The 26642-nt window shown below is 43.8% G+C and carries 21 protein-coding genes and 2 pseudogenes; 11 read left to right on the top strand and 12 right to left on the bottom strand.

What is annotated here, in order from left to right:
• The first annotated feature begins 534 nt into the window (after positions 1-534).
• On the top strand, positions 535-1464 hold the full coding sequence (kdgK, locus tag ACFI6G_RS16545) for a 2-dehydro-3-deoxygluconokinase (protein WP_046209558.1): 930 nt from the start codon (positions 535-537) through the stop codon (positions 1462-1464).
• A gap of 14 nt (positions 1465-1478) precedes the next feature.
• Positions 1479-2102: a bifunctional 4-hydroxy-2-oxoglutarate aldolase/2-dehydro-3-deoxy-phosphogluconate aldolase gene (locus tag ACFI6G_RS16540; protein WP_046209559.1), complete on the top strand. Its 624-nt coding sequence runs from the start codon at positions 1479-1481 to the stop codon at positions 2100-2102.
• A gap of 1294 nt (positions 2103-3396) precedes the next feature.
• On the opposite strand, the gene ACFI6G_RS16535 is transcribed toward ACFI6G_RS16540, so the two are convergent.
• The 5 genes from ACFI6G_RS16535 to kduD all read right to left on the bottom strand — a co-directional run bounded on the left by ACFI6G_RS16535 (position 3397) and on the right by kduD (position 6283).
• Positions 3397-3675, bottom strand: a complete 279-nt coding sequence (locus ACFI6G_RS16535) for a hypothetical protein (RefSeq protein ID WP_231576290.1) — start codon at positions 3673-3675, stop codon at positions 3397-3399.
• A 300-nt stretch (positions 3676-3975) separates the two neighbouring features.
• Positions 3976-4611 carry an RpiB/LacA/LacB family sugar-phosphate isomerase gene (locus ACFI6G_RS16530; RefSeq protein ID WP_046209560.1) on the bottom strand — a complete coding sequence of 212 codons (636 nt, stop codon included), beginning with the start codon at positions 4609-4611 and terminating at the stop codon, positions 3976-3978.
• 39 nt (positions 4612-4650) lie between these two features.
• On the bottom strand, positions 4651-4971 hold the full coding sequence (locus tag ACFI6G_RS16525) for a cupin domain-containing protein (RefSeq protein WP_046209561.1): 321 nt from the start codon (positions 4969-4971) through the stop codon (positions 4651-4653).
• 13 nt (positions 4972-4984) lie between these two features.
• Positions 4985-5506 (bottom strand): YgjV family protein, encoded by a 522-nt coding sequence (locus tag ACFI6G_RS16520; RefSeq protein ID WP_046209562.1) that lies wholly within the window; start codon positions 5504-5506, stop codon positions 4985-4987.
• A 15-nt stretch (positions 5507-5521) separates the two neighbouring features.
• Positions 5522-6283: a 2-dehydro-3-deoxy-D-gluconate 5-dehydrogenase KduD gene (gene kduD, locus ACFI6G_RS16515; protein ID WP_046209563.1), complete on the bottom strand. Its 762-nt coding sequence runs from the start codon at positions 6281-6283 to the stop codon at positions 5522-5524.
• A gap of 255 nt (positions 6284-6538) precedes the next feature.
• Between kduD and kdgR the strand changes: the two genes are divergently transcribed.
• From kdgR to ACFI6G_RS16500, 3 genes are all read left to right on the top strand, one after another.
• Entirely contained in the window at positions 6539-7321 is a 783-nt protein-coding gene (gene kdgR, locus ACFI6G_RS16510; protein ID WP_046209595.1) for a DNA-binding transcriptional regulator KdgR, read from the top strand.
• 86 nt (positions 7322-7407) lie between these two features.
• Complete coding sequence (locus ACFI6G_RS16505; RefSeq protein WP_046209564.1) at positions 7408-9276, top strand: DUF294 nucleotidyltransferase-like domain-containing protein; 1869 nt, start codon at positions 7408-7410, stop codon at positions 9274-9276.
• A 1-nt stretch (position 9277) separates the two neighbouring features.
• On the top strand, positions 9278-9997 hold the full coding sequence (locus ACFI6G_RS16500; RefSeq protein ID WP_046209565.1) for a 3'-5' exonuclease: 720 nt from the start codon (positions 9278-9280) through the stop codon (positions 9995-9997).
• 18 nt (positions 9998-10015) lie between these two features.
• Here ACFI6G_RS16500 and ACFI6G_RS16495 read toward each other — a convergent pair whose 3' ends face one another.
• The 6 genes from ACFI6G_RS16495 to ACFI6G_RS16470 form a co-directional block, all read right to left on the bottom strand.
• Positions 10016-11605 carry a methyl-accepting chemotaxis protein gene (locus tag ACFI6G_RS16495; RefSeq protein WP_046209566.1) on the bottom strand — a complete coding sequence of 530 codons (1590 nt, stop codon included), beginning with the start codon at positions 11603-11605 and terminating at the stop codon, positions 10016-10018.
• Positions 11606-11680: 75 nt separating this feature from the next.
• Positions 11681-12355 (bottom strand): oligogalacturonate-specific porin KdgM family protein, encoded by a 675-nt coding sequence (locus tag ACFI6G_RS16490; RefSeq protein ID WP_046209567.1) that lies wholly within the window; start codon positions 12353-12355, stop codon positions 11681-11683.
• A 13-nt stretch (positions 12356-12368) separates the two neighbouring features.
• Positions 12369-13550 (bottom strand): alginate lyase family protein, encoded by a 1182-nt coding sequence (locus ACFI6G_RS16485; protein ID WP_046209568.1) that lies wholly within the window; start codon positions 13548-13550, stop codon positions 12369-12371.
• A 208-nt stretch (positions 13551-13758) separates the two neighbouring features.
• Positions 13759-14190, bottom strand: coding sequence for a hypothetical protein (locus tag ACFI6G_RS16480; protein WP_046209569.1), 432 nt, complete (start codon positions 14188-14190; stop codon positions 13759-13761).
• 137 nt (positions 14191-14327) lie between these two features.
• Positions 14328-14522, bottom strand: a complete 195-nt coding sequence (locus tag ACFI6G_RS16475; RefSeq protein WP_046209570.1) for a hypothetical protein — start codon at positions 14520-14522, stop codon at positions 14328-14330.
• 171 nt (positions 14523-14693) lie between these two features.
• The gene (locus ACFI6G_RS16470; RefSeq protein WP_046209571.1) at positions 14694-16460 is read right to left on the bottom strand and encodes a sodium:solute symporter family protein; all 1767 of its coding nucleotides are present in this window, start codon (positions 16458-16460) and stop codon (positions 14694-14696) included.
• A gap of 497 nt (positions 16461-16957) precedes the next feature.
• Here ACFI6G_RS16470 and ACFI6G_RS16465 point away from each other — a divergent pair, with 497 nt between their 5' ends.
• From ACFI6G_RS16465 to ACFI6G_RS16445, 5 genes are all read left to right on the top strand, one after another.
• Positions 16958-18724 (top strand): sodium:solute symporter family protein, encoded by a 1767-nt coding sequence (locus ACFI6G_RS16465; protein WP_046209572.1) that lies wholly within the window; start codon positions 16958-16960, stop codon positions 18722-18724.
• An 85-nt stretch (positions 18725-18809) separates the two neighbouring features.
• Positions 18810-20252 carry a glucuronate isomerase gene (gene uxaC / locus ACFI6G_RS16460; protein WP_231576291.1) on the top strand — a complete coding sequence of 481 codons (1443 nt, stop codon included), beginning with the start codon at positions 18810-18812 and terminating at the stop codon, positions 20250-20252.
• A complete protein-coding gene (locus ACFI6G_RS16455) occupies positions 20249-22288 on the top strand; it encodes a heparinase II/III domain-containing protein (RefSeq protein ID WP_046209573.1) in 2040 nt (679 codons plus the stop codon). Before uxaC ends, ACFI6G_RS16455 begins: the two co-directional genes overlap by 4 nt.
• 378 nt (positions 22289-22666) lie before the next feature.
• On the top strand, positions 22667-23866 hold the full coding sequence (locus ACFI6G_RS16450; RefSeq protein ID WP_016794756.1) for a ParA family protein: 1200 nt from the start codon (positions 22667-22669) through the stop codon (positions 23864-23866).
• Positions 23866-24945 carry a ParB family protein gene (locus ACFI6G_RS16445; protein ID WP_046209574.1) on the top strand — a complete coding sequence of 360 codons (1080 nt, stop codon included), beginning with the start codon at positions 23866-23868 and terminating at the stop codon, positions 24943-24945. Before ACFI6G_RS16450 ends, ACFI6G_RS16445 begins: the two co-directional genes overlap by 1 nt.
• A gap of 225 nt (positions 24946-25170) precedes the next feature.
• Here ACFI6G_RS16445 and ACFI6G_RS16440 read toward each other — a convergent pair.
• Positions 25171-25761 (bottom strand): annotated as a pseudogene (locus ACFI6G_RS16440) (IS5 family transposase); the annotation flags it as partial.
• A 174-nt stretch (positions 25762-25935) separates the two neighbouring features.
• Here ACFI6G_RS16440 and ACFI6G_RS16435 point away from each other — a divergent pair.
• Positions 25936-26575: pseudogene (locus tag ACFI6G_RS16435) on the top strand (IS4 family transposase); the annotation flags it as partial.
• Between the last annotated feature and the right edge of the window lie 67 nt (positions 26576-26642).

The raw sequence follows: 26642 nt of genomic DNA, 5'->3' as shown, positions 1-26642 counted from the left end.
TTGAACCAGACCTAGAGTCGATATAACCCTTCAACAAAATAGTAATCGCTGTAAATCAGTGCACAATCAATACCGAACCCTTTCGGGTAATTAAAAGTTCCTCTAACTAAAATACATTGGTGCTAAATCTGAAAGCAGTAAAAGCGCACTAACAACACACGCGCCCGCCATCCATCACATCAATACTTCATCCCGCCGCAGATGAAGACCGAAATATCCGTGACAAAACGCCAAAATGTCGTCCAGAAGGAATTCAATGATCGCAACAATGAAACTAGACTCAAATCACATTTAGTCGTTTAAAGTAGAAATATGACTACCTAAACTTCAAATTATACTGGTAAATTACATTATATTGAAACGATGTTTCAAATAATTTCAAATTGCCTAATTGTTTCTTGAACGGCGTGAATAATGGTAATAACAAAACCAGCACACAAGGACCATTTAGTTAAATTAAATCAAAACTTTACTACCCGACTCTAACTCAGTAGAAACTGAAAAATGGGTCTATTTCAAGCTGGATATTTGACTATGAGCCAATACAAAATAGCGATCATCGGTGAATGCATGGTGGAACTACAACGCAAAGAAGACCTGCTGAAGCAAAGCTTCGGTGGTGACACACTCAACACTGCGCTGTATCTTTCTCGTTTGACAAAAAATCACAATATTTCAGTGAGCTACATTACCGCCTTAGGTAATGACCCTTTCTCTGCTGAAATGCTAAAAGCGTGGTCTGAAGAGGGCATTGATACCGATCAGATACTGCGTCTAGACGACAAAATGCCCGGCCTTTATCACATCGAGACCGATGAAACCGGCGAGCGCACCTTCTTTTACTGGCGCAGCGATGCAGCGGCAAAATTCGTGTTCGATCAGCCAGAGAGCCAATCCCTTGTCGATTCATTGATGGATTACGATGCGGTTTACCTAAGCGGCATCACCTTGGCTATTTTAACTGGCGCTGGACGTGACACCCTGTTTAGCTTCTTAGAGAAGTTCAAGGCCAAAGGCGGCAGCGTCTTCTTTGACAACAACTATCGACCAAAATTATGGGCGAACCGAGATATCGCTCAGCGCACGTACCTTACGATGCTAGGTTTCACGGATACCGCATTACTCACCTTCGAAGATGATCAATACTTATTCGGTGACACATGTCTAGAGGAGTGCATTGAACGCACTCAGCAAGCAGGCGTCTCTGAAATTGCCATCAAGCGCGGCGCAAAAGAGTGCCTAGTACTTAGCGAAGGTCGTGTCGAGTATGTCGCGCCTAAGCCAGTTAACTCCGTTATTGATACCACAGCTGCTGGGGACTCATTTAGCGCCGGTTATCTTGCCAAGCGCCTAACCGGTGGCGACGCGTTTAACTCAGCCGCAATGGGACACAAAGTGGCAGGCACAGTGATTCAGTACCGCGGTGCTATTATTCCTAACACAGCAACGCCAACTCTTGATTAGTAGGACAAAGACAAATGACAACCTTAAACGAACAGCTAGCAAGCCTAAAAGTAATTCCTGTAATTGCCATCAACAAAGTTGAAGATGCTATTCCTCTAGGTAAAGCACTAGTAGACAACGGCATGCCTTGTGCAGAAATCACGTTCCGTACCGAGTGTGCAGCCGATGCGATCGCTGCAATGCGTCAAGCTTATCCAGAAATGCTGATTGGCGCGGGTACCGTTCTTACCAACGAACAGGTGGATCAAGCGATTGAAGCTGGCGTTGATTTTATCGTAAGTCCAGGCTTCAACCCACGCACAGTTCAATACTGTATCGACAAAAAAGTACCTATCGTACCGGGTGTTAACAACCCAAGCCTCGTTGAACAAGCAATGGAAATGGGTCTGCGTACATTGAAGTTCTTCCCTGCAGAGCCATCTGGCGGTGTGGGTATGTTAAAAGCACTTACTGCCGTTTATCCAGTGAAATTTATGCCAACCGGCGGTGTAAGTCTGAACAATGTCGATGACTACCTATCCATCAAGTCTGTATTGGCCTGCGGTGGCACTTGGATGGTTCCGACTAATCTAATCGATGAAGGTCGCTGGGATGAGCTAGGCCAGTTAATTGACGACGCAGTTGCTCGCGTTAGCTAACCCAGCTTTCTACAGAAGAAAATCAGCCCGCGAACTTGTTAGTGGAGCTGATTTTATCAACCGGATAAATTCATTTCAGTAACCCTCGCCAGCAAATCATCCGTAAAACCTTCAACCTACTTAGCGAGCACATCGATAAGACTTGCCTTAACCGTGTGAAGTTTAAAATTGGATATGGGGAAAGGAATCAAAGATCATCGCCAGTGCTTGGTAAGCCGATAAGAAATCCGTTGATCATTGGGCTTGAAACTTAACTAAGCACAAACTGAAATACTGCCTAAAACTCAAGTAGCAGAGCGGTGAATTACGATAAACACGCTCGCTTTAGAACCATCATCGTTACCAAACAAACAACTACCGAAACCGTCAAAATCCACAGGGCATACATATAAATGACGGAGAGCTTTATGAAAACATCGTATTTCCGTCAATCGCCGCTTTATAGCCCATGAAGGAAAGGCAATAGCAGTAAATAAAGCTATACCATGTATTAGCGCTACGAAATGGAACCCTCTTACCAGCGCAAGCTCTCCACTTGTGTAATGCTGTGGGGAGAAAGCGTATTGAATGACTCTCTTGGATAAAAAAGGTTAAGAGTCCGCCGACCATTATAGCAGCCCACCAAATACAAAGAACAATATAAATGCCCACTCTACAACTTGCATACTTTATTTACCCCAAGGTTATCCACTAGATCAACATCAGCTAAATTAGACTTGTACAAATTGAGCACGGCTTTACCTGAATAGTGTTCATTGCTGATGCCCCACCAGTTAACAAAATAGATCCAACCTAACCAACAGGCGTCGCAAAAACTAGTAAAGAGATCGTGGCACCACCAACTAGTCCCATTACCGTACTTATTGCCGTCTCAACCATGATCTCATTCTTTTGGCCGTACTCTCGGCATTGGCTATTTCATGGCAAGCTACGCCAATACCAACGGCAGTCAATACGGAGCCACCTAGCTTCTAAAGACGCTGTGTATTGCTTCTCAGCGCTGCAGTAGCTGGTACACCACCTTTGCGGGATATTCGCATCGACTCTTGTGCTTTCTTTCCTTTAAAAAAGTTTTTCAACCGGACCTAAGTTTTTCGCCAACTTATCGAGTACTTTCTTTCACCTGTAGTCATTTTGGCCCTTCGTCAGCACACCCGGCTTATATTTATTATAAATCTCCTCTATTTCAGTTAGTTTTTTGACATTACCTTTTGAGCTATCCCAAGCATCCTCGAACCACGACAGAGCCCAAAACATATCTTGTTGCTGCTGAGGCATTTGTTTCATCGTACGCTCAAATTGTTGAAATGACTGGGGGTAGGGAAAATTGACTTACCACTGGAGAGATAGAGGCTGGTTTACTATTGAGACGGCGAAGTGCAATCGCTTGGACAATACTGACCTTGTCGGGATGTTTGATTTTTGGGTTGTCAGTGAGGATTTGATCAAGCGCTTGACGATAGCCTTCACTGTCATAACGGTAATGATAGATTTTGAGGATAATTTTACTTAACGTGTATCCGCCGGATATTATAGAAATACCGATAGCGATTGACGCTGTTAAAATACTCACTATTCATACTGCACATACCATTTCAAAATGAACTTGATGTGCCACTTTAAGTGGTACATTTTGTAGCTTCAATATGAGTTTTTACTTTTGAGATTGAGCAAGGATTACCGGTGAAATGATGAAAAACTGATAATAAAATTAGTTCATTACTGGAAATGAAAAAAAGCCAGTGATCACACTGGCTGGAGAAATCCCGATATGGATATCAAAACAACAAATAAAATGGTGCAACACTTGATTTAAAGCACCCTCAGAGACAAAGATTCCAGGAGTTCTGAGGCTGCTTCAAGTCAAATCGTATTAATCAATCAAAGTGCGAACGTATTCCGCAATTTCAGTGACTTGGCAATTAGCAAAGAAACACTCTTGGAACTGCGCGCTGCCAACAGCTTGCTTAACTAGGTCTTGGTCAATCGCTTTTAGTGACGTAACTACGTCTTTACAAACAGCCGCTTTAACTTCGCTAAGGATCGCCGCGTTACGCTGCTGAGGTTCAGCGCGCTCAATCGGGTAACCTTCACCACGAGCACCGGTAAATGCTTTTTCGAAAATGTAACGAACGTTAAGCTCACCAGCCCAACCAAAGCCTTTCGCAAATGCCAATGAAATAGCATTGCCATTGTTAATTTGGTTGAAAAGGAATGCATCTGATGGCTCTAGACAGTAACCACATACCACACCTGGGTGAAGGTTGCTTGCCATCAATGCACCTTGGCCTGTACCACAACCAGTAACAATAAAGTCTACTGCCTTTGAGTTCAGTAGGATGCTCGCCATTATACCAAGGTGGATGTAAGTCAGATGGTGGTCGTTTTCATCTGTCATGCCGACATTGAATACATCATGGTCTAAGTTACCAGCCACAAGGTTAAGCTCAGAAGCAACCATCGCATTTTTTGGTGCTTGGCTGTTTTCCATCATTAGTGCAATTTTCATAGTAGTTCTCCGACGAGACGACTCGTCAATAGTTTAATCTTAAACAAAATCTTTGCGCATTGGTGTGAACGTATCAATTAGCGTACCAGCCTCGACACACACACAACCGTGTTCAATATCTGGCTGCTTATACATGGTGTCACCGGCCTTAACTATGTGCTTTTCATCGCCAATCGTGAACTCAAAAGCGCCAGACAGTACGTAAGTAAGCTGCTCATGTGGGTGCGAGTGCATCGCGCCAACCGCACCTTTCTCAAAATGGACTTCAACCGACATCATGTTGTCGTTGTGTGCAAGCACTTTGCGGCTCACACCTTCACCTAGATCTTCCAATTGAACATCGTTGTTGAATACGAACATCTGTAAAAACCTATTATGTTTGTGATTCGCTAGATACCAAATCTGTTGATTTGCGTAATCGATAAATGGTCACTAGGTTTGTCACGATAATTGTTACTTCAAGTAAGGTGCCACCAATTGAGCCAACCAGTATGTTATTAATTAGCCAACATGTTGCACCAACCAAAAATCCCATACGCATCGCCACACCGCTAAGAACAAACATTGAGAATGTTCCGATCACCGTGCCAAAAATTGACCACAGTTGCCCTATGCCATCTGCAATCCAATACCCAAAGCCACCTGCAACAACAATGAAAAACACTGCGACAAGTTTGGATCGTGTATGTATCGATGCAAACGTTCTGGCTGCTGACAGTCCGGCTGCCGCGGCAGATACGGTCGAACCTAGTAGTAAATAATGGATAAGATGATTGATATTAAAGACAAACATTAAGATTTTGAGCTGCCTGTCATCTTTTTGGTAAAAGGTGGAGATTCCTAAACCAAAACTCAAAAAACCTAAAGCCTGTCCGACAAATACTAGATCAATCATCTTCTCTCGAGCCTGTTAACGAGACAACCAGCCACCATCTACAGCAATAGTGTAGCCATTGATATAGTCAGATGCTTTCGAAGCCAAGAATACACATGGCCCAGCTAAGTCTTCTGGCGTGCCCCAACGATCAGCTGGAATACGCTCTAGAATTTCAGCGTTACGCTGTTCGTCAGCACGAAGAGCTGCTGTGTTGTTCGTGGCCATGTAACCTGGAGCAATCGCATTAACATTGATGCCTTCTTTTGCCCATTCATTAGCCATCAGACGAGTTACGCCCATCACGCCACTCTTTGAAGCAGTGTAAGACGGCACTCGAATACCACCTTGGAATGAAAGCATTGAAGCAACGTTGATGATTTTTCCGCCTTGGCCTTGCGCAATAAACTGTTTTGCTACCGCTTGTGACATAAAGAACACCGATTTGATGTTGATGTTCATCACGTCATCCCAATCTTGCTCAGAGAAGTCGATTGCATCGTTGCGACGGATGATGCCAGCATTGTTTACCAAGATATCAATTCGGCCTAACTCGGTAATCGCGCGGTCAACAATGCCTGGAATGTCATCTAACTTCATTAAGTTAGCGCGAATATCAATAAACTTACGACCAGTCTCTTCGATCATCGCAATCGTCTCTGACGGTTCAACAATGTTCACGCCAACGATGTCACAACCGGCTTTAGCAAGTCCAAGAGCCATTCCTTGCCCAAGACCTGTATCACAACCAGTTACCACTGCTACCTTGCCTTCAAGGCTAAACGAATCAAGATTCATAGTCTGTTCCTTTATAGTGAATGTGTGGTGAACATAAAAGGGGGTGTTCACTCTGTTGAAACTAACATTACACAAAAAATGACATGACTAAAAGTTATTTTTGAAATTGCGTTTTATTTTTTTAGATTCATTGCCTCAGGTGTGACTTAAGTCTCATTTATTGGTTTTAAATTAATGAAATGGCTTTTCGAAACTACTGACTCACCCGAACATGTCAGGTATAATGTTTCTATCAAAAATGACTTAGAGCGTGAAATGGAAAAATCTACTCAACCGGAAGCTGTATCGTCAGTATTAAAAGTATTTAACATTCTCTCAGCACTGGCTGACCAAAAAGAGATTGGTGTATCCGAGCTATCTCAGCGCCTAATGATGTCAAAAGCGACGACCTATCGCTTTCTACAAACTATGAAGACGCTCGGGTTTGTTGAGCAGGAAGGGGAAGCTGATAAGTACTCACTAACACTAAAGTTGTTTGAGCTAGGTTCAAAAGCTCTAGAGCATGTCGACCTGGTTGACCTAGCCAATACTGAGATGGCAAAAGTCTCTAAGATCATCAATGAGACTGTTCACTTAGGCTCCATTGACGAAGATTCTATCATCTATCTCCACAAGATCGATTCCAGTTATCATTTGCGCATGCACTCGCGTATTGGTCGTCGCAACCCGCTCTACAGCACAGCTATTGGTAAGGTGTTGATGTCTCATATGGATGAACAAGACGTGCGAGATCTGTTGGCTAATGTTGAGTTTAAAAAGCACACACAACGTACGCATGAGAACGCAGATCAACTGCTTGAAGAGTTAAACCTCGTTCGTGAGCAACACTTTGGTGAAGACAATGAAGAGCAAGAGCCAGGACTACGCTGTATTGCGGTGCCGGTTTACGACCGATTTGGCGCTCCTATTGCGGCTATCTCAGTTTCATTCCCTACTATTCGATTCGAGGAAAGCCGTAAACAAGAGTATATCGCTCTTCTCCATACAGCAGGACGTAACGTCTCTGAGCATTTAGGCTACCATAAGTACCCTATTTGACATTGATAAAGAAAAAAAGCAGCACACGTGCTGCTTTTTTTTACCACAAATTTATAATTGAAACACCATTTCACTTAAGGGTTAGCATGGGAACTTCAGCTTCAAACAATATTCTTGATTTCTTGATTCATCTCGACCCTTTCGATCTTCTTCCAAAGCCCGTCGTTGAATCACTGGCTAGTGCGGTTACCGTCAAATACCTCGCCAAAGGCGAAAATATTGAATTTCATTCCATGTGCGAGAAACGTTACCTCTATGTGATTCGAAAAGGTGCCATTGAGCAACGAACCCAGCTCAATAAGTTACGAGCGCGCCTTGGAGAGGAAGATCAATTTGGATTTACTTTTCTAGAGCCTCTTAAAGAAGCTGAAGATGGGTATCGAGCAGAAGCGATTGAAGACTCGCTGCTTTACCTCATACCGCACGCCAACATCCAAGAAACGTGCGAACAGCATCCCGAGATCAAAGACTACTTTGCGGCTACGGTCAAAACACGTTTACACTCTGCGATACGCTCAATCGTCAATAAAGAAGATAAAAGTCTGTTCTTTCGTACTGTTGGTGAAGTAGCTAGCGAAAATATCACTGTATCTGACTATAACGACTCGATCATTGATGTCGCCAAAGCCATGTGTGGCAAACGTCGCAGTTCATGTGCAGTGGTTCTAAGAGAGCGTGAAATTGTTGGCTTAGTCACGGACCGAGATATGACACAACATGTTGTTGCCCAAGGGGTAAATACTCAGCGCCCCATTCATGAAGTCATGACTCGCAATCCCATCTTGATAAACAGCGAAGATAAAGTGATTCAAGCGATTTCACTTATGCTGCAGTACAACATTCGCTGCCTGCCTGTCATTGCCAACCACGAAGTAAAGGGCTTATTGACCACCACTCACTTAGTTCACAACCATAGAACTCAGTCACTATTTTTGATTGAAAAAATCAAGTACGCGAACTCGATAAGTGCCCTTGCGAATCTTCGAGATGAAAAGGAAACCATTTTCCAAGCCTTAGTCGAAAGTGGCGTGAGTGCCGAGATTCATGGTCAGGTCATGTCGATGATCATGGATGCTTTCAATAGGCGAATAATCCAACTAACCGAAGAGGTGCTCGGACCACCACCTTGTGACTATGCATGGATGGTTGCGGGATCTCATGCGCGAAATGAGGTACACATGCTGTCGGATCAAGACAATGCTTTAGTTCTTGCAGAAGATGCAACCGAGAATGACCGACTCTACTTTGCCTACTTTGCCATGCGCGTATGTAATGGACTCGCGGCCGTTGGCTACCCTTTATGCAGCGGTAAATACATGGCCGCTACTGCCAAATGGAACCAAAATGTAAGTCGCTGGAAAGATTATTACACGAAATGGGTAGCCAGTCCTGAGTATAACAAACTGCTCAGTATCAGTGTCTTCATGGAGATACGCTGCGTCTACGGGAATGCGGAACTTGTCGATACGCTTCAAAACCACTTACACCAGACCATTCATGCAAACCCTCGCTTTATCCCAGCGCTGACACGTGATGCCATCGAAACCTCACCACCACTTGGTATTTTTAACAGCCTAGTTCTTGAGAAAAGTGGTGATAATACCAAGTCACTCAACATCAAAAAGTTTGCCCTGAACCTTATTATCGATCTCGCTCGCATATACAGCCTTGCCGCTGGAGGCTCTTTAACAGGAACTGAAGAGCGTTTTCGTTATGCCGTCGAGCAAGGTACATTGTCTCAAGACAGCTGCGATAACATTGTTGGCGCTTACCGTTTTCTGATGCAGGTTCGGTTTAGACACCAACTCAACGCCCAAGTGCGCGGCGATACCCCAGACAACAACATCCGCCCTGATGAGTTCAGCAGTTTTGAACGTAAGCACCTAAAAGACGCGTTCAAGATCATTAGTGAACTGCAGGATGTCGCTAAACTCAAATTTTTAAGCGGGTTTTAATATGTTGGCCAAAACCCTACAAAAGCTCTTCTCTAAAGGCGATAGCATCGAAGCTCTGCACCAATCCATGCAGGCTAAACACTGGCCTTGTCATGCACTTGGGCATTACTTTGCCCACCCTCTCCCTAATGCAGAGCGCCCTGTGTCTGAGCAAAAATTTGTCGCCCTCGATTTTGAAACGACGGGGTTAGAACCAGACTCTGATAGGATCCTATCTATTGGAACGGTGGAGTTAAACTACGAAGAGATTGATTTAACCAGTGTTAGTGAAGTGATTTTGCGACAAGATGTGACTATTCGCCCGGAAAGCGCCGTCATTCATGAAATTATGCCAACGCAAGTTCGAGAGCAAGGCGTTGAAGCTGAGCATGCGTTCGATCAATTGATCGAGCACCTTAGGGGTAAAACCATCATTGCTCACAGCGCAGGTATTGAGTATGGCTTTTTGTCATCGTACCTAAAAAGGCGCTACCAAATAGAAAAGTTACCTTGTTACATGATAGACACCTTGATGCTTGAGAAACGATTTAGCTACTTAGGGAAAAATCGTGGACATTCCAGCTTTCAACTCGATGATCTGCGGCAACATTATAATTTGCCTAATTATTACGCCCATTCAGCGGCCAGTGATGCACTAGGATGTGCAGAGCTATTTTTAGCACAAATCAAAAGGCTAAAGCTCTGCCATCGTCCGCTCTGTGAGGTAATTTGTCGACCTTAAAGTACAACGTAATTCTACTTAACATGTCGCTAAGCGCTTCTTTTCAAATCCATAGCTGTTAGATTGTAGATCGTCAGATAACCGCTTGAGTTCTAGGAAGCTCAATGAAAACTGCTCAATTCGATTCAAGTTTACTTCTTGAACTTTGAGCAGTTGCTCGATGGACAGATAAACCTGCTCAGAAATGGCCAACTCATTTTTCGTCGACTGTTTTAAATCAGCTACAATACTCTGAACATCACTCGCACCTTGCTTAACTTGACTGAAAATCACACCAACCTGTTCAGATTTGGCCTCGCTCTGCGAAATTTTTTCAAGTAACCCCCTCAAGTCACTAGATACATGTTCAGACTCCAACAAGATATGCTCACTCATTTTTGAGATTTCCACCGTTGCATCGGACGTCCTAGCCGCTAGACTTCGAACCTCATCAGCAACCACAGCAAAACCACACCCTTGATCACCCGCTCTCGCTGCTTCAATAGCTGCGTTTAGGGCTAACAGGTTCGTCTGTTCAGCGATACCTTGAATCACCTCTACAACCCCTGTTATCTGCTCGTATTTTGCTGCTAACAGATCAAAACTGTGCAGTGAACCGTCTAGGCTAGCACGAATGTCCTCCACCGAGCTCTCCATAGATTGAATTGCCTCTACTCCCTCCTCAGACAGTGATTGAGACTGCAAGCTATTCGATTGTGCCTTATCAATACCTATATTGATTTCCTCGATACTGAGCTCAAGAGCCTTCATAGAGTTGAGAGTGTCATCTGAAATCGAACGGATTTGACCTAAGCTTTCCGTCGTTGTCGCGACATTACGATCTAGACTATCGGTAGACTGATTGATCATCATCGAAACCGAACTGATTTTATCGACAAATAGCTTCAAGGAAGCCTGCATCTGGCGAACCGACTCCAGAATGCTGCCTCGTGGAACCGACTGAGCAAGAAATTGAGATAAGTGCCCCTCTACTATGCGCTTTGTTAACGAAACAACGACACTCGGCTCACCACCTACAGAACGATAAATACTGCGCGCAATGAGACCGATTATCAGCAATATCACCGTTAAGATACCGCCGCTGTAGATCAAAAGGCGTGTCACAAGCTGCTGATAACTTTCTTCAACATCGTCCATGTATATACCAAGCCCCATCACCCATTTCAGCTCTGGGATCATAGTAATCGCGCTCACCTTGGTCATCTTTTCCGACGAGTTTGGTTTGCTCACCTCGCCGACAACATAGTTGAACTCCTTGTCCTTCAGCAAGTTTACATGACGAGCATAAGAGCTTTGGAAGATCCCCAGCTTTTCGCTGCGCACATGCACACGAGAGATAGCATTGTGGTCATTCGCCCAAATGTAAGCATTACCCAAACGATAAGTAGACAGCGCTGCAATGACGCGTTGCTCAGCTTCTTCCGGGGAGCGACTTTGCATAATGGCACCCGATGCTTGTTTCTTTGCAAACGAAAGTAGCGATGCCACCTCATGCTTTTTGGTTTCGACCAAAGATGTTTTTATTGAATCCAAGCTTACAAACACAATCAACGCGATACCCAACATCGCTGTAATCAGCAGCAATGCGCCCTTTTTTATCAATGTCATAATCCCTCACAATAAAAAATGACCACACTAACAATCTAGCGTGGCCATATCCGGTCAATCAGTTACAACAAACGCTTAGAAGCTATAGGTAATACCGATACGGCTTCGAAGCTGACGATCGCTTGAAGTGCTCGATACCGAAACATTGGCAAATTCCACATAAGGTCGCCAACTCCAGTCCTCTCCTTTGTAGCCTAGTTTGAACAACGCATCCCAGTTGGTGTCATCATTATCGAAGAACACTTGGTCATCCAAACCTTTCTCATAGTTCGCCTCTAACCCAAACTGAAAACCATTGTATTTGTAATCAAGGTTAGCCGTGACTTTACTCTTCTGCTCGGCAGAGCGATCATCAGAGAAGTTACGGAACTCATGGCGATAGCGGAGCTTAGTGACAAGCCCCGAATCAAAGGAGTACTGAGCACGGAGTTGAGGCTTGTAGGTTACGTGACCAGGAAAGAAGGTTACCGGCATACCAGGAATAAGCATCCAGTTATCATCAATTTTATATTTGTAGCCGAAGTCAAATTCGTTGCCTTTCGATTGCCATTCCGAAAACGGCTTACCTTTTTGCATTGCTTCGACACCAAAGTACATATTTCCAACGCCAGCACCAAGCTTTACGCGGCTAGCGTAAGTTTCACTTTCGTGTTTATATTCTTGACGAAAATCGAGAGATGCCGCAGAAACAGAGGCACTAGCAACCAATGCCACAACCGCAGTTGAAGCTAATTTATAGATTCTAGACACTGTATAATTCCTTTTATTTAAATAATAGATTTTCTACTTTTTTACTATTTGATTTTTCTTTACTTAGCTCAGAAACCGCATCAGTAAATAACGGCTCACCATACGTTTTTTGCGCATAAAGTAAATTTACAAAAGCTTTAGAACTATCAAATCCTTTTAATTCTTTGTATTGCCATTTATCAGGATGATTGGCATGTTTAGCAATATATTGATAGCCCTTTGCTAAAGAATGCTTGTCAACTTCATAATTCCAAACATCCACGCCAAGCTTATTTCCGAAGTGCCCTAGGTGATTATAGGCTTCTAGATTGAAGTTTGAATAATGCCAAGGACGAGTGCGTTCTAGCTCTCCATGCTGACGACCATTCATATCAAACTGACTACCAATTCGGCGCATTTGAGTGATTCTCAGGCGTTGCTTAGCAATATCGTCTTTGCCCACAAATATGGCAAAAGCGGCTACTTGCGCGTCATACCATGTGCCATGATTGTTATGCCAATTGTCTTCTTCAAAGCCATGATTACTGGTTAGAAGCCATTGGTTAAAGTCACTAAACCACGCAATCATGGTCTGATAGTCTTGTGGATCAAGCTGTTGCTTTAAAATGTTAATGCTGTCCAAAACTGGTATCAGCAAGCGGCTATCAATAATACCAATACCACGTCCATCAACAATTCCAGGAATCGCTTGAGCATGATTTAGGTTTGGGTTCATTCGTGTGTTTGGATCGACAAACCAAGCATTAAGTTGAGCTTTCGCTTTATCTGCATAGGCTTGATTGTCGGTGAAGTAATAAGCAAGGCTTAAATCTGTCACGTCTTTAGCAAAACGGATAAAGCGCTGTTTGTCGGTTGCCGCACTTTTGGTAGCCATATTATATTCACCGTCACGGCGCACATAAGGTAAGCCATCTTTAGTGTCAGGGTTCGGCCACCAATAAGGCCCAAAGCTGAAATAATCATGCTTGTCACCACTAGCTGGTAATAACGTTTTATTGGTCACTGGGTCTATGGATACTTCCAGTGCTTTTTCAGCCTTTTCCACTAACTCGTCAATAGAATCTTGTTTCACCGTTAGGTGTTGCTTGTTATATTCAAGAGCAGCCTCATCATATGAAATGAAATTGATATTTCCCGCTATTGAACCCCAAGAAACAACAAGAGAAATAGCTATCAAACCTTTCTTAAAAACCATAAAACCTCCTTAATGAAATTAAATTTAATATTAATTGAAACATTGGTTCAAAAGTAAGATCTAGATCATTTAATTACATAAACACTATATCGACATTAGTAATTGTGAGTTTGATCAAAAATGACAAAGTTAGAGATTTTGGTATTTAATCAAATATAAAAAGGAGCTCATAAAGAGCTCCTTTTTATATTGTTTAATAATTTGCAACTTAGTACGACCTAAAACTAACGTACTGACAATTGTTGTTTGCTTTTATTTGAACCAGTTTTCCTGTTAGAGTATTACTGCTCACATAGTTTGATGTCACGCTAATTGAGCTACTGCCATCAACACTGGATAACGTTCCCCCTGAAATCACAGCTACCATTTGCATCACTATCCCATACTTGTACTGTCTGCCTGCTAGATCTCTATCAGTCACTATGCAAGATGCTTGGGACAGATCTACTTCCATTTTCTGACCCCAAATATATTGGGTCATGGTATCACATCCCTCAAAAACTGGTGGATCAACAGGCTCTTCAGGCCCAGCACCTTCCGGTGGCCAAGAGCCTCCAGCAACAGTAACGCCAGATTCAGGAATATGCTGATGAACACCTTCTGCCAATGTTTGATCCCAAGTCACTAGCGGCACCGACATAAATAAGGTCGCCTTGGCTAAACTCGCCAGCTTTTCCGGATTCTAAGAAAATAGTGGTATCACCCATTTTTACTGGTTGTGCAAACTCAATGCTGTGTTTCCAGTGAAAGTTGACGCTCCCTTCGTAAGCAGGTTCTTTAACATGCTTCTCTCGCATCTCGACACGAAATACGCCAAAACCAGGGCAGTATTACCATCGTATTGTTACTCGTTGAGACATTAACCTCGTTGTCGATGATCGCTTGCAACGCAGTCGAGTCATCAATGCCATCATCAGCGATAACACCGTGGTCTACTGCATAGATAGTATTTTGAAATGTCGTAGGTAACACTGCACCTTGTTATAACCTGGAGCAGAAAGACCAGAGGCGTTATATAAGGTTAGAGGTATAAGTATGGCAATTATGTTCACGTTTGAATCTCCCTTCCGTGTTTAATCCTTGGTTCCTAGTTAAAAAGGAGCTACTGTGAATTGCGTAGCTCCTAAATGGGGTTAATAAATATTATGTGGAGGTGCTAGTCGTTAACTTACCCGCCTGCTTTGCACTTCTAAGAAGTAAGCTACCAACTGTAACAATAACTACACCACAAAAGACAAAAGCCATGCGACCCCAGAATGGATTCGGGATCAGCACCATTGCTGTCACCAATAAACCGAAGACTAAGATGAGCTTTCCAAGCATGTCACGTTGTTGACGGTCCATTTCATCTTGACCCTCTTCTTCAATAACTGGCGTATCAACATCATTCCAGAACTCTTTCAGTTCCGTATTACGAGCCCCAACAGGCTCTTTGTAGAATCGAGTTGTTAGGCAGAAGAAACCACCAGTAATGACTAAGTGACCGACAATACCTAACAGTACTTTAAGGTCTTTGGCTTCTCGACCTGTGAAAGGGGTCTCTAAGTTCAGTAAATCCGCCACCACATCCGCAGTAATAACAAAACTCACTAAATACGAAACGACCATACCGACCGCAAGCGTTGCCCAAGCGGCCCAATCAGGGGTTTTCTTAATGAACATACCAAAGAACAATGGTACGAGGATTGGCATTTGCAGCAGCGTACTGACGTACATCATCGCATCAAACAAGCTCAAACCGCGCAGTGAGTTAATAAATAAGGCGACCATAATAATCAATGCACCAAAGACCATCGTCACTATTTGACTCACGCGCATCAATTTTTTGTCATCCGCATTTTTGTCGATAATCGGTGCATAAAAGTTACGAACGAAGACACCAGAATTGCGATTAAGTCCCGAATCCATCGAAGACATTGTTGCGGCAAATACCGCCGACATGAGTAGACCAACCATACCAACTGGCATGACATTTTCTACGAATACCAAATACACCGCATCGGCTGCTTTACTGCCCAGCTCCGCAGCATGCGCTGTTGCTGCATCTGGGTAGATAACAGCTGTTACCCAAGGTGGCAAAAACCAAATAGCAGGACCAATCAGCATCAATACAAACGCAAGCAGCGCCGCCTTCCGAGCATTGATTGAATCTTTCGCTGTCAGGAAGCGATAAGAGTCCTGCATATTGTTGATATTTTGAAGTTGTTTAACAAACATGAAGATGAACCACGACACGAATAGGAGTGGATAATTCATGCCAGATCCCATGATGCTATCAGCAGGGAATTGCTCAATAAGGTTAGATGGACCGCCAATTTTCACTAGGGCGGCTACTGCACACACCACAGTTACGGCCATAATAACCACCATCTGAACAAAGTCAGACGCTACAACGCCCCAGGCACCGCCAATAACGGAGATGAATAGAACAATTAGGCCGGTAACAACAATTGTCGTCTCTATATCTATTTTAAATACCGCGCTGACAAACAGCGCCAGACCATTTAACCAAATACCCGTGTAAACCACACTTGTTGGCATGGTTGCCCATGTAAATACCTGTTCGTTTGTCGTGCCAAAGCGACGACGAACACCTTCAATTGGTGTGACAACACGCATTTGACGAAAACGGTATGAAAAGAATAGCCAAGAAAGTAAAAAGCCAAATGCGTTGGCCATAAATACGACCATGATGGGAAAGCCATCGGTAAATGCTTTACCTGCTGCCCCAGTGAACGTCCACGCACTGAACTGGGTCATGAAGGCCGTAGAGCCCACCATCCACCACAGCATTTTACCGCCCCCGCGAAAGTAATCACTGGTAGAACTACCTGCGAAGCGTTTAAAGATGACGCCTATCGCTATCATAAAGATAAAGTAAACGCCCACTACGAGCATATCGACATTCATTCTGAACTCCTTTTACATTTTATTTTCACGTAATTTTTAAAACCGTGTTTTATTATTTACCAAATAACGTTTTCATAAAGTTCATTTAGGTCATTATGTGAGCTATGTAACTAATTATTTCTAACGGTGTGATTTTGTGTTGTTGAGGTCAAAGAATGCGTAAAAGGCACAAGCAACGTTGCTGATATGGTTGTAGAAGGCTCAAATAGATGCCCACGAAGCACTCCTTACTATAAGAGCCACTCAGCGGCGTAAAGGAGGCAGCTGCGCTTACTGCTATTTGATTGGTGAGATCACTCAAGCATCATTAGTACAGAAGCAAAAAGCACTATAAGTTCTAAAGAAACCAAAGAAGAAATATCACATCCAATATAAAAAAATGAAAAACCGTTTCATTCATCACAAAAGCGCAGAGTTTGTTGGTAATCACCACGTACTTAAAGCAATATTGAACCATTGTTTTATTTTTAAAAATCTTTATTTTAGAGGTAAGTGTTATGAATATTGACATTGTTGTTGTCGGTGTCTATTTCGTCTTCATGATCGCTGTAGGCGTCATCTTTAAACGCTTCGCAGGTAGTTCTACCAGTGATTACTTTCGCGGGGGCGGTAAAATGCTGTGGTGGATGGTGGGCTCTACGGCCTTCATGACCCAGTTCAGTGCGTGGACGTTCACTGGGGCAGCAGGTAAAGCATTTACCGATGGCTTCCCTATCATGGTTATTTTCATGGCCAATGCGTTCGGTTTTTTGCTGTCTTGGCTGTTTTTCTCCTACCGCTTCCGTCAAATGCGTGTTGTCACTCCAGTAGAAGGGGTGCGTCGCCGCTTTGGCACGACAAACGAACAGGTATTTACATGGGCAACCATGCCAACCAGCATCGTTTATACCGGTATTTGGCTAAACGGTCTGGCGCTATTTGTTAGTGCCGTATTCAATATCGACATCGAAACGACCATCGTCATTACCGGCTTGATTGTTCTATTTATTTCCGTGATCGGCGGTTCGTGGGGTGTGGTTGCATCCGACTTTGTGCAAATGGTCGTCATCATGGCGGTAACTGTTGTATGTGCGGTTGCAGCTCTCATTAAAATTGGTGGCCCAAGCAACTTAATTGAGCAGTTCCCCGCAGATTCTGTTATGGGTCCGAACATGAATTACCCACTACTGTTCGTAGCATGGTTCATCTTCATGTTTGTTAAGCAACTTCAAAACATCAACAACATGCAAGATTCTTACAGATTCTTGACTGCAAAAGACTCAACCAATGCGCGTAAAGCAGCGCTGCTAGCGTTTGCTCTCATGCTGATTGGTCCTGCTATTTGGTTTATGCCGCCATGGGTAACTGCAGTCCTTTACCCTGATGCTGCGCTAGCCCACGCTGACGCTCTTGGCGGCAAAGCCGCTGATGCAGTTTATCTGGTGTTCGTTGAGCGCGTCATGCCAGTGGGTATGGTTGGCTTACTTATGTCTGCTGTATTTGCCGCAACAATGTCTTCAATGGACTCAGGTCTAAACCGCAACGCAGGGGTATTTGTTCGTAACTTCTACAGCCCTATTATTAATAAGAATGCATCTGAGAAGAAACTGATGCGTGTCAGCCAAGGTGTCACTGTGGTGTTTGGTGCACTGATTATTGCAGTTGCTCTATTCATCAACTCACTCCGCGGATTGAGCCTATTTGATGCCATGATGTACGTTAGTACATTGCTACAAATGCCTATCCTAGTTCCTCTGTTCTTCGGCATGTTTATTAAGAAGACGCCTGATTGGGCAGCTTGGGCTACGCTAGCTGTCGGTATGGTGGTTTCTTACATGGTGAGTTTTGTCATCACACCAGATGTCATCGCCAACCTTCTAGGTATCGAGGGCGGCTTCACAAGTCGTGAGGCATCAGACTTGACGGTAATGAATGGCATCATCGGTCACCTTGTGTTCACCGGCGGTTTCTTCTGCCTAACCACTAAGTTCTACAAAGAGCCACAAGGCGAACGTAAAACAGAACTTAACGAGTTTTGGACTGATGTGGCAACACCTGTTATCGAGGAAGAAGGACAAGATGCGGTTGACCGCCAGCAGCGCAGCATGCTTGGTAAGCTCATCTTAATCTTCGGCGTGCTGGTAACTGCTATGATACTGATACCAAATCCATTCTGGGGTCGCATGGCATTCTTGTTCTGTGGCGGTGTGGTACTGACCGTTGGTGCTCTGCTGCTAAAAAGCGCCAGAGAGACCAAAGTACTTAACCAGCAAACTCAGAGTTAACGTAGTGACAAGGGGCTGTCCACCAGCCCCTATTTTGCGTTTAGCAATCCACTAATCACCACTACGTTTTAAAAAGTATTTCGAGATGAAACCCATGAACCAATACATCCATGACGATTTTCTTTTAACCTCGGATTTGGCTCGCCGCTTGTTCCATGACTACGCCAAAGCCATTCCGATTATTGATTATCACAATCACCTAGATGCAAAACAGATTTGGGAAAACCATCGTGCGAGTAACATCGCTGAATGCTGGCTGCATAGTGATCACTATTTATGGCGAGCTATGCGTAGCAATGGAGTTGAAGAGCACTACATAACCGGCGATGCTCCAGACAAGGAAAAGTTCGAAAAGTGGTGTCAAACCGCCCCGTACCTGCTCGGCAACCCGCTTTATCAGTGGTCTCACTTGGAGCTAGAGCGATTCTTTAACTGCTCACTACTATTGAATCCAGACAACGACGATGCTATCTGGTCACACTGTGAAGCCGAACTTGCTACATCAAGACTCACAACTCAGAATGTATTAAAACAGTGTAATGTCAACACGCTCTGCACTACAGACTCTCCGCTCTCCGATCTTCGCTACCATAAACTGATTGCAGAGTCCGACTTTGACGTCGAGGTGCTGCCTACATTCAGAGCAGACGATCTCTTTGCGTTTGGGTCGCCGAGTGCTTTTCGCAATATGATTGATACATTAAGCACAATCACTTCTCTCCATATAGCATCGGTCAATGACTTTCTCAACGCTATTTCAAAGCGAATCGAAGCATTTCATGACGCAGGCTGCCGATTATCCGATCTTGGACTTACTCAGGTGAATTTTGCGCCTTGCTCACATAAAACGGCTCAACTACTATTTAAGAAGCTTTTAACAGAGCAAGCTCTTAAAGATATCGAAACCACACAACTTAGCTCTTATTTGTTCAACCAACTGGGTCAACACTACCATAGCCGTGACTGGGCAATGCAACTTCATATTGGTGTGCTGGTTAACGTCAACGAACGTCGAAAACAGCAGCTTGGTGGCGGTACCGGATTTAGCGTGATGAACGATCGTCTAATTGCTGAAAACCTCACCCAGTTTCTCAGTCAACTAGATTTAACCAACCAACTACCAAAGACCGTGCTTTACAGCATCAATCCGAGCCACAATGCACTACTCAGTTGTATTGCTGGCGCTTTTCAAGACAGTGACTCGGCCGCTGGGAAAATCCAATTTGGCGCAGCATGGTGGTTTAACGACCACAAAGACGGTATGGAAGCACAGCTAACCACATTAAAAAACGTGGGAGCGCTAGGTCGATTCATAGGTATGTTGACCGACTCCCGAAATGTGTTCTCAATGAGTCGCCATGAGTATTTTCGCCGTGTACTCTGTAATCAACTGGCCGTTTGGGTTGAAAATGGAGAGCTCCCAAATCACGATGTCCTACTTAAAGAGACGATCGAAAACATCTGCTATTACAACGCATTGCATTACTTTAACTTTCCTCAATCCACACTCACAGGGAATGCTCAATGATCCAGTTCAGCGAACAACAAATTCAAACCATTAAACAACGCGCTTCTGAGCAAACCATCGTCCAACTCATCGCTGACAATCATGTTGTCCTCAATAGCGAAACATTAGTACCACCCGATGGTCGCGCAACCTGGAACCTGTACTACTTTTGTCCAGAGCATGGCGTTCGCCTTACGTGGGATCGTGAAAAGCCACTTTCACACTGTTGCCCTGTTGACGGTAAAGAGTTCACGGGTGAACCATACGACGGCGCTTGGTGGCGATGGCTAAATGGCTTGAATGCAAAAGCGTGCTACGATCTTGGATTGCTTTGGAATCTAACCGGTGAGCAACGTTTCTTCGATAAGGTAAAAGACATTCTACTTCAATCCGCTAAATACTATCCGGATTACGAGGTTCATGGCGGGATCCCTTACAACGGCCCTGGTAAAGCCAATGCACAAACTCTATGCGAGGCAAACTGTCACTTAGACCTTGCTCGCGGCTATGACTTTATTCGTGAACAACTGACACCAGACGAGCAGTCGTACATCGAGCAGCGCCTACTTCGTGAAGGGGCTGAGTTCTTGATAGAGTACCGAACTGACCAACTCCACAACCATGAGATGAAAATCAACGCCACTATTGGCGTGATTGGGCTTATCTTGGAAGAGAGCCGCTACATCGATTTCGCTCTGAATACTAACTACGGAATCCACTATCAACTTAACCACGGCTGTTCAGAAGAAGGGATGTGGTTTGAAGGTTCGATCCACTATCACTACTACGCCTTACAAGCGCTGTTGAACTTTGAAAAGATCGCCTACTCGACACCTCATTCAGTAAGCTCTAACCCTAACTTTGTTAAGATGCTCAAGTTCCCTCTCAACTTGGTGCTGAATACCGGTGACTTCCCCCGTCTCAATGACTGCATAGCCGGCCAAGAACGCATTACTCATTCACATCTGTTTGAGTTTGCCTACGCTCAGTACCCTTGCAATGAGTTTGCGAGTGTTTTAACCAGCATCTATCAAAATATCTCAAGAGATAACATCGACGCATTACTTTACGGTGTCGATGAACTTCCAAAAGCTGCTCCACTGCAATGTCAATCTGTCCACACCATTCAAGCGGGCGTGACGATTCATTATGACCAAAGCAATGATCATTCACTGCTTGTTAAACACAGTCCATATGGAGGTGAACACGATCACTACGATCGATTAGGATTGATCATTGTTCGCAATGGCAAAGAGATCCTACCAGATCTCGGCACAACCGGATATGGCGCGGAGCTTCACTACGGCTATTACAAGAATACCGCCACGCATAACACCCTCGTTGTGAATCAACAAAACCAATCGCCAATCGACTCTACATTGCTTCACTTCTCTGACTCACCTATTTGTAAAGTCATTGATACGCTTGCTGATTGGAACCAGCCACCTGCGGAAGTTGATAGTCACACCATCGAGCAGTGGGATAGTCAGGCATATCAGAATGTTATGTTCAGACGTATCTTATTCTGTGTTGGCGAAGCGTATGTAGAAGCAAACTTGATTGCCAACCCGCATCAGCAACAGTTGGATTTGACCTACCACATTCGCGGTGAGCATACCGAAACAAATGACTTTGAGATCTGCTCCAACCCGCTGCCGGGCGCACTGAGCCGGATGACAAATACACGTCAGTTAAGTTCGGTTTCTGCACACTCCCATCGCTACGCCATTGAAGGACAAACGCCATTTAGCCAGAAGATGGTATTCAGTTCGCCGTGTGGCGTCTTGATTGGTGAAGCGCCAGATAACCCAGCAACATCAAACCTTGCGTACATCTTGATTCGCTCCAATGCAACCGCGTTAAATACCATGGTGCTACACGACCTGTCACGCGATGCCAATCTTCTGCTTGAAGATGTATCTTGGAGCGACACTGAAATCACATTCAGTATCAACCAAGATTGCAACAAAACCACCATCAAATACAACTTGTATTCGCATTCTTTGCGGACTCAAAATAGGCAGCCTGAAAGCGACAATCTGGCACTCAACGAATAACGGTAAGGCCAGCTCTTTCACCAAGAGCTGGCTGTATTTTTCTCAGTATCCTCAGTTAACCATCTGTCACCAATACACAAAATCTCTACTCCCATAATAATACAAACCGTACACTCCAGCGCTTTATACAACTTCAGGCCCCACGAACAAAACTTTGTCAACGATTTACTAAATCAACAATCCCAAAAGAAACACATGCATATGAGCCTAACTAAACTCCATCAATCTCAATAAAGCTCTTGCGCACACGGTGTAAGTTTAAATGAAGACTCCCTAGCAATAAGTTAAAAATCCCCCAAATACAAAATCCATCACTTTTAACTACCAACATCAAAAGTTGAGGTATATACTATTTATTATCCCTATACGGAGGCATAAATGGATAACCAACATACTACTACTACTTTTCAAGCGCTTAAAGTTGGTGCTGATGCCTATATTCAGCGCCGAAACCAGCGTTTACTCGCCAATCACCGTAAAGAACTACGAAACTTTACCCGGGCTGAAGCATCAACTTATCTAGGAATTGATGCGAAAACACTAGATCGCTACGTCACTGCTGCAGAAATAGACCCACGTCGCCATGAAGACTCTCAATGGTCCATCGATATTGCAGAAATGTATAAAGTCCGTGATTTACTGCCTGAAAGCCTGCGTAAAGACCCTAAATTTCTGCGTAATGAAAATCAAAAGACGCAAGTTATGGTGATCCAGAACCAAAAAGGTGGTGTTGGAAAAACAGTTTCTGCCGCAACTATCGCATCAGGTTTAGCGACCGAATTTCACCAAGAGTACCGTGTAGGCTTAATTGATATGGACGGTCAAGCGACATTATCAATGTACTACGCTCCTGAAGCCGAACAAGAAGGCTACTTGTCTGTCGGTGATCTAATGATGAAAACATTTGATCTCGATGAAGGTGAAACTGTTAAACAAGTTATTTCTGAAGCCTTTCTTGAGACTACTATTCCTAATTTACGAATTTTACCTGCTGCACAAAGTGACCGAGCAATGGAAGGGTGGTTCCATGAACAAGTGTTTAGTCAAACTTTAGCTTCTCCTTATTCATTACTTGACGACATCATTGATAGCGTAAAAGACGAGTTCGATATAATCATCATCGACACCCCACCCTCTTTAGGCTATGCGACTTTCAACGCCTATTTTGCGGCAACAAATGTCGTGTTCCCGTTATCGATTACCGAAAACGACATTGATGCTACATGCTCTTACTTTAGCTATATCCCACAAGTGTGGGCATTGTTAGAAAACGCTAACCATGAGGGCTATGACTTCATGAAAATATTACTAACTAATCATCGTGACAGCTCAACGACTACCGAGTTGATGAACAACTTATACGATCACTTCTCTCCTTATTTATACTCAAAAGAATTTAAGCACAGTGAAGCTGTTCGTCAGTCTTCTTCCCTACTCTCGACGGTATTTGACATGTCAAAAAGTGAATACCCGAAAAGCAAAGCAACCTTCCAAAGTGCGCAACAAAATAGCTATGAAGTCACGAGCCAGATCTTGCGCGATATTCTGAACGTTTGGCGTGAACAGGAGAACAAGTAATGGCAAAGAAACGTGGCGGTAGCCCTCTAGGTAATGCACCAGGTTCAGCGCAAGCACAACAATCAGCGGCCAAAGCAAACTTAGATACTCTAACATCGCAACTCAACACTGAATTAGAGAAAAGTGGCCAGAATGCCGCCGAGTATCTACAGCATAAATTCGGCCTAGAATCGGTAGGTAAAAAGATGGTGTGGCAACTGGCATCTGGTACGACTGCGACTTTTAACGAAGTTACCTTGTCATACGAACAGGTAAAGCAAAACACTGTAGTTACGTTTGATGTTAATGGCCGAGACCAGTCTTTGTTAACCAAAGAGTCCTTAGTAGATTTAGACTCGTTAGAGTTCCAACAGTTTTACCCAGCCGTAGGCCGCGAAATAGATGGCCACATTGATGTTCTTGATGGGTCTCGCCGCCGTGCTTGGTTTTTACTTCAAGAAGGTCGTGTAAAAACATTCCGAATTCTCGTCACCCAAGACGAACTTTCGACAGCTGATGCAAAAGCGCTTGCCAAGCAGTTACAAACAGCTAAAGAACACAATCAACGTGAGATTGGCTTGCAGTGCCAAATACTGATGAAGAGTGGCGAGCTTACTCAAGAAGATACGGCAAAAATATTGAACATTAGCCGTCAAGCGGTGGGCCGTGCGCTGAAAGCTGCCAGTATTGATAGTAAGCTGATCGCCCTATTCCCTGTTGTTAATGACTTGTCTCACACAGATTACTCTATCCTGGCTAAAGTGATGAAAGCGTTTACTGATGACAAGAAAGCTCTGAGTAGCTTCATCAAAAAAATAGCGAGTAAAGCTGTCAATGCTCAGCCTGAGCAGAGCCAAGAAGATGTCAAAGATGATCTAATTTCTTTCATCAAAACCGAGTTAAAGATCGTCGAAACCAAACAAGAATCAGACAAAGCGCTGGTAACTCCTTTAGCTGAATTTGATAGTAAAGGCATGTTCGCTCGCAAAAAAGTGAAAGGTCGTAATTTTTCGTATGAGTTTGGGCGATTGTCAAAAGAAGTTCAGTCCCAATTGGATTCCGCTATTCAAGATGTATTGAAAAACAATAGCAAGAACTAGCGCCCCACTCTTCAGAAATTAGTGACGAAACTTATTAACTTATATTGTAAGTGTCAGACAAATTACAGAGGTCTAGCTTTCAGCTAGATCTCTTATCTAATAAGAGTATCGAAATATAGAGACTTCAAAAAAACCTCTCCCCATCCATACGAATGAAACATGCTGCCATAGAACAGGTTGTTCCTAAAGATTGACTGGTTCGGAAAGTTGATAGCCCTATCAACTCGTGCCGTAAGCACCATCACCAAACACATCAAAGATACTTCGGCGTGTTTGATTCAGTAAGTTCGAGAGTACTTCTCCATCTGTAACCGTTGATAAACTACACAGCAACAATGATCTCATGGGTGCTTGTATCGACGGCAATATGCAACTTTCGCAAGACTCTACGCTTACCATCCGTCCCGTGTTTTTTGACTTTCCATTCTCCTTCGCCATAAATATTAAGACCAGTAACATCAATGGCTAGGGGCTGTATCGCCCCTCTCGTTTTAGCCGTAAGTGAGACCTCAACGTTCTTGGTTCTACGACTGATGCAGGGGTAATGCGGACAACTTAACGGTACATGAGCTAGCCTAAATATCGAGTCGATAAATCCTTGCAGCGCTCTCAGTGGTATAGAAAAACTCGTTGCACCATAAGTGCTGTAGTGATAGCTAAATCACTGAACTGACGCGGCCTCCCGCGCTTATTCTGTTTGCTTTCCGCCCACCCGTTTATTGCCTCTTCATCAATCCAAAAGGTCAGAGGACTACGGTTAATGAGTGATTGGTAGTATTGCTTCCAATTGGTTGTTTTGTTATGAGGTTTAGGCATGAGGATAGGACGTAGCTGATCAGACCGTGGGTTGATGATTTAGTGATACACACCAGAAGTTTTGGACATTGAGTTAAGTGGGTACAATCACTAATGGAGTGAACCATGACAACTAAGAAAAAACGTATTAGCCATTATCCTGAATTTAAAGCAAAAAACCTGATGCTGGAATAGAAAGTGCTCGAAATACCGCCAAAAGGCGGTCGTAAAGCTCGCAAGGCTCATTTAGATATCAAATATTCCCCCGTGACACTCAAGTCTCCTGCAAACAAGAAAGAGTTTGATAACATTCTGCTTTACTACGTGGGGTGTATCGAACAAGGAGAGAATAGCGATAAACTCGCATGGTACTGACTGACTTCAGAGCCGTTAAGGAGCAAGGAAGAGGCCCTCAAAATTGTCAGTGATTATGAGCGGCGCTGGCTAATAGAAGATTTTCATAAAGTCTGGAAAAGTGAAGGGACTGAAGTAGAGCAACTGAAAATGCAGAGTAAAGATAACTTAGAAAGGCTCAGCGTCATTTTAGCTTTTATCGCGACTCGCTTACTCCAGTTGAGGTTTATGCATGTGTCAGATGAGTTATCTAAGACCAGTTGTGAGCAAGTGTTAAAGGCAAAACATGGAAGTTAATGTAGCTAAAACTGGAGAAAAAAACTACCGAAGGAAGCGCCCAATATATCATGGTATTGCCCGGTTAGGTGGTTGGAAGAATACCAAGCGAACGAGTCGCGCTTCCATAAAGACGTTATGGCAAGGATGGTTTAGGTTACAAACCATCCTTGAAGTATATGAACTCGCTAAGTATCTTGATTAACCAGGTTTGTGATCAAGAGACAGAGTATCGGCTGGCCCTTTCATTTTCTAGTTATGTCGCTCTCTAT

It is taken from the genome of Vibrio sp. PSi01 (genome assembly GCF_054960695.1).
This window is presented reverse-complemented; position numbering and strand designations above follow the sequence as displayed.

Coding starts and splice junctions, on each gene's coding strand:
- kdgK (WP_046209558.1), top strand. CDS start 535: ATGAGCCAATACAAAATAGCGATCATCGGTGAATGCATGGTGGAACTA.
- ACFI6G_RS16540 (WP_046209559.1), top strand. CDS start 1,479: ATGACAACCTTAAACGAACAGCTAGCAAGCCTAAAAGTAATTCCTGTA.
- ACFI6G_RS16530 (WP_046209560.1), bottom strand. CDS start 4,611: ATGAAAATTGCACTAATGATGGAAAACAGCCAAGCACCAAAAAATGCG.
- ACFI6G_RS16525 (WP_046209561.1), bottom strand. CDS start 4,971: ATGTTCGTATTCAACAACGATGTTCAATTGGAAGATCTAGGTGAAGGT.
- ACFI6G_RS16520 (WP_046209562.1), bottom strand. CDS start 5,506: ATGATTGATCTAGTATTTGTCGGACAGGCTTTAGGTTTTTTGAGTTTT.
- kduD (WP_046209563.1), bottom strand. CDS start 6,283: ATGAATCTTGATTCGTTTAGCCTTGAAGGCAAGGTAGCAGTGGTAACT.
- kdgR (WP_046209595.1), top strand. CDS start 6,539: ATGGAAAAATCTACTCAACCGGAAGCTGTATCGTCAGTATTAAAAGTA.
- ACFI6G_RS16505 (WP_046209564.1), top strand. CDS start 7,408: ATGGGAACTTCAGCTTCAAACAATATTCTTGATTTCTTGATTCATCTC.
- ACFI6G_RS16500 (WP_046209565.1), top strand. CDS start 9,278: ATGTTGGCCAAAACCCTACAAAAGCTCTTCTCTAAAGGCGATAGCATC.
- ACFI6G_RS16495 (WP_046209566.1), bottom strand. CDS start 11,605: ATGACATTGATAAAAAAGGGCGCATTGCTGCTGATTACAGCGATGTTG.
- ACFI6G_RS16485 (WP_046209568.1), bottom strand. CDS start 13,550: ATGGTTTTTAAGAAAGGTTTGATAGCTATTTCTCTTGTTGTTTCTTGG.
- ACFI6G_RS16480 (WP_046209569.1), bottom strand. CDS start 14,190: ATGTCGGTGCCGCTAGTGACTTGGGATCAAACATTGGCAGAAGGTGTT.
- ACFI6G_RS16470 (WP_046209571.1), bottom strand. CDS start 16,460: ATGAATGTCGATATGCTCGTAGTGGGCGTTTACTTTATCTTTATGATA.
- ACFI6G_RS16465 (WP_046209572.1), top strand. CDS start 16,958: ATGAATATTGACATTGTTGTTGTCGGTGTCTATTTCGTCTTCATGATC.
- uxaC (WP_231576291.1), top strand. CDS start 18,810: ATGAAACCCATGAACCAATACATCCATGACGATTTTCTTTTAACCTCG.
- ACFI6G_RS16455 (WP_046209573.1), top strand. CDS start 20,249: ATGATCCAGTTCAGCGAACAACAAATTCAAACCATTAAACAACGCGCT.
- ACFI6G_RS16450 (WP_016794756.1), top strand. CDS start 22,667: ATGGATAACCAACATACTACTACTACTTTTCAAGCGCTTAAAGTTGGT.
- ACFI6G_RS16445 (WP_046209574.1), top strand. CDS start 23,866: ATGGCAAAGAAACGTGGCGGTAGCCCTCTAGGTAATGCACCAGGTTCA.